At 72.5% G+C, this 3,518-nt stretch carries 3 protein-coding genes; 2 read left to right on the forward strand and 1 reads right to left on the reverse strand.

Annotation, left to right across the window (positions count from 1 at the left end; translation table 11 throughout):
• Positions 1-211 (forward strand): hypothetical protein (locus AB0C29_RS38880; RefSeq protein ID WP_360831502.1); only part of this gene is annotated, 211 nt, incomplete at its 5' end.
• Positions 212-221: 10 nt separating this feature from the next.
• Here the strand turns inward: AB0C29_RS38880 and AB0C29_RS38885 are convergent.
• On the reverse strand, positions 222-2,312 hold the full coding sequence (locus tag AB0C29_RS38885) for a response regulator (protein WP_360831505.1): 2,091 nt from the start codon (positions 2,310-2,312) through the stop codon (positions 222-224).
• Positions 2,313-2,654: 342 nt separating this feature from the next.
• Here AB0C29_RS38885 and AB0C29_RS38890 point away from each other — a divergent pair.
• The coding region (locus tag AB0C29_RS38890) for a serine/threonine-protein kinase (protein WP_360831508.1) at positions 2,655-3,518 on the forward strand (864 nt) is incomplete at its 3' end.

A 3,518-nucleotide genomic window follows, 5' to 3' on the forward strand; every position in this document is an offset into this window, starting at 1 on the left:
TCGGCCCGGCCCGGCCGGGGCACAGCTGATGCGCGGCGCGGGTCTGCTGCTGCTCGGCGCCGGGGCCGGCCTCATCGCCGGGTATCTGCTGGCCGGCCGCTGGGACTCGCCCGCCTGGGTCTGGCTCGGCCTGGGCCTGCTCGTGCTCGCCTCGGTCCTGCTCGGCCTGAGCCGGGCCGCTCAGCCCCCGACTGAGGGACGGCCGGGGTAGCCGCCGCCGGTCAGCCCCCGGGCTGAGGAACGGCCGGTGCGGCCGCCTGCGGGACCGGCTGCGGCCCGCACAGCGAGCGGATCGCCCCCAGCAGCGTCGACCGGGTGAACGGCTTCTCCACCAGCATGCTGTTCGCGTCCAGGTGCAGCTGCGGGCCCAGCGACGCCGCCGTGTAACCGGACATGTAGAGCACCGGCAGGTCCGGGTGGTGCGTCCGCAGTGCCGCGGCCAGCTCCGGCCCGGTCATCGCCGGCATCACCACGTCGGTGATCAGCAGGTCCGGGTGCGCGCCCGCGGCCACCTGGGTCACCGCCGTCAGCGCGTCGGTGGCCACGGTGATCTCGTAGCCGGCCGGCGCGATCAGCCGCTGCACCAGCTGGGCCACCTCGGGCTGGTCCTCGACGATCAGCACCCGGCCGATCACCGACGGGGTGCTCTGCCGGTCCACCGCCGGGGTGGGCCGCTCCTCGGCTGCGGGCAGGTAGAGGTGCACGGTCGTGCCCATCCGGGGCTGCGACTCCAGCGAGATGTGCCCGCCGATGCTCTGCACGACGCCCGCCGCGGTGGCCAGGCCCAGCCCGGCCGCGGTGGGCCTGGTGGTGAAGAACGGCTCCAGCGCCCGCCGCCGGGTCTCGTCGGACATGCCCGTACCGGTGTCCTGGATGACCATGTGCACCAGCCGGCCGGTCGGCGCGCCCTCGGCGAGCTGCCCCGGCGCCACCACCTCGTTGGTCGCCGCCACCCGCAGCATGCCGCCGTGCAGCATCGCGTCGCGGGCGTTCGCGGCCAGGTTGACCAGCGCCTGCTCGAGCGGGCCGCGCTCGGCCTTGACCGGCCAGACGTCCGGCCCGAACGCCAGGTCGAGGCCGATCCGCTCGCCCAGGGTCCGGCTGAACAGGCTCTGCACATCGGTCAGCAGGTCGGGGATCGGGATCACCTCGGGCCGGTTGCCCTCGGTGCGCCCGAACGCCAGCAGCTGATGGGTCAGCGTCCGGCCGGTGCTGACCGCGTCCATGATGTCCTTGGCCATCTGGTGCTGCGGCGAGCCCTCGGCCGTGGTCGTCGCGATCATGTCGGCGGAGCCCTGCACGACGGTCATCAGGTTGTTGAAGTCGTGCGAGATGCCGCCGATGAGCTGGCTCATGCTGTCCAGCCGGCGCAGGTGGTCGAGCTGGCGCTTGAGCCCCTTGGTGTCGATGTGGTCGGTGGTGTCGGTGATCATGCACAGCACGCCGAGGTGCTGGCCGTGCTCGTCGGTCAGCGGCATCATGCTCATCCGCACGCTGCGCTGCGAGCCGTCGGCGCGCATCAGCCGGGCCCCGCCGACCGTGGAACGCCCGGCCCGGCACTCGGCCAGCCGGCGCATCAGCTCGGCCTGGCCGCGTTCGTCCAGGAAGCCGCGCAGCGAGACCCCGACCAGCTGGGCGCGGGGCAGGCCGAGGACGACGCCGATCGGCTCGTTGGCGTACGTGGCCACGCCGTCCGCGTCGAGCTGGAGCACGCCCTCGGGGATGGTCTCCAGCACCCGGCGGTAGCGTTCCTCGCTGGCCCGCAGCCGCTCCATGGCCCGGGCCGACGACAGCGCCAGGGACAGCTCGCCGGCGATGTCGCGGGCCAGCTCGACTTCGGCCTCGGAGTAGCCGGAGCCCGGGGTGGCGCGGACCAGCACCAGGTAGCCGGCGTAGGTGTTGTCCACGATCACCGGGCAGAGCACGGCCGAGTGCACGGCCGGCGGGTGGCCGCCCGGGTCCACGTACGCCTGGTGCCGGGGCCGGGGCAGCTCGCTGAGCGGTTCGGTGCCCTCGCCGGCCAGCACCACGGGCCGGCGGCTGGCGGCCAGCCCCGTGGAGAAGTCGTCGTCGGGCAGTTCACCCTCCCGGTCGAGCAGCCGGGCGTACGGCCCGTTCAGCTCGTCGTCGGGATGGTGGAACGTGATCGCGTCGTACCGGCCGTCGTCGCGCAACAGCTGGACGCCGGCGCCGTCGCCGAGCATGTCGGCCGCGGCCTGGGCCGCGGTCGCGCACACGGTCGCCGCATCCTGGGAGGCGCGGCTGAGCGCCAGGGCCAGATCGGCCAGCGCGTATCGGAGGGGATAAGCCATGACACCCATGTCGTTCACTATCTGCAATAGCGCGGGGCGTCGTGGTCGTTTCCCGGCAAAGCAACCGTCCGGCCGAGGATGTTCCCACCCGTCACACCCGCCCGGCGGGTCCCAGCGCCGGCCGTCCGCGGAGTTTTCGCTGTTCACGGGGTCTCGACGGGCTGGAACGACGAGGTGCCACCGGGGTGACGGGCGACCCCGCACAACTACCCAGGCTGCGAACTCCGACGCATGCATTTGCCTTTTGATCCGGACAAACACCATCATTCCGCCTGGTCAGCGAAGGCCTCGGTACAGCGAAGGTTGGCAGAGCACCGCAGCGGCGGAAGGACACGACCACAGGTGGATCAGGATCCCACGGGCAGCGGCGTACGCCCGGATTCGGACGGCGCGTCGACCCTCGATCTCAGCGGGCGGTGCGTCGGCAGTTCGTACATCCTCGTCCGTCCCATCGGGCAGGGCGCGACGGGCACGGTCTGGCGGGGGGTCGACCGGGCCTCCGGCGAGCCGGTCGCGGTCAAGCTGCTGCACGAGAGCCTGCTCCGGCAGCCCAAGCTGGTCACCCGCTTCGTGCAGGAGCGCACGATCCTGCTGATGCTGCGGCACCGCAACGTGGTGCGGGTCCGGGACCTGTTCAGCGTCGGCGAGTCGCTGGGCCTGGTGATGGACCTGGTCCCCGGCGGCAGCCTGCGTGAATATCTGCGGGAGCAGCACACCCTGAAGCCCGGCGAGGCGGCCCGCCTCGCCGCGCAGGTGGTGGCCGCGCTGGCCGAGGCGCACGAGCTCGGCATCATCCATCGCGATCTCAAACCCGACAACATCCTGCTGCACCGTACGGACGGCGAGCTCGACACCCGCCTCACCGACTTCGGCATCGCCCGGGTCCTCAACACCCCGAGCCTCACCACCACCCACGCCGTCGTCGGCACCCCGCACTACATGGCGCCGGAGGCGTTCCACAGCGCCACGGTCAGCCCCGCGGCCGACATCTACGCCCTCGGAGTGCTGCTCTACGAGATGGTGTGCGGGCGGCCGCCGTACGACAGCGACACCGTCCACGACCTGATGCGGCTGCACCTGGAGGGCAACCCGCAGCGGTTGCCGGGCATCCCCGATCCGCTCTGGGAGATCATCACCGGCTGCCTGGAGCAGAAGCCCCGGCTCCGCCCGACCGCCGGCGAGCTGATCGCCGAGCTGAGCGCCGTG

It is taken from the genome of Actinoplanes sp. NPDC048791 (assembly GCF_040650095.1).
Classification (GTDB): Bacteria; Actinomycetota; Actinomycetes; order Mycobacteriales; family Micromonosporaceae; genus Actinoplanes.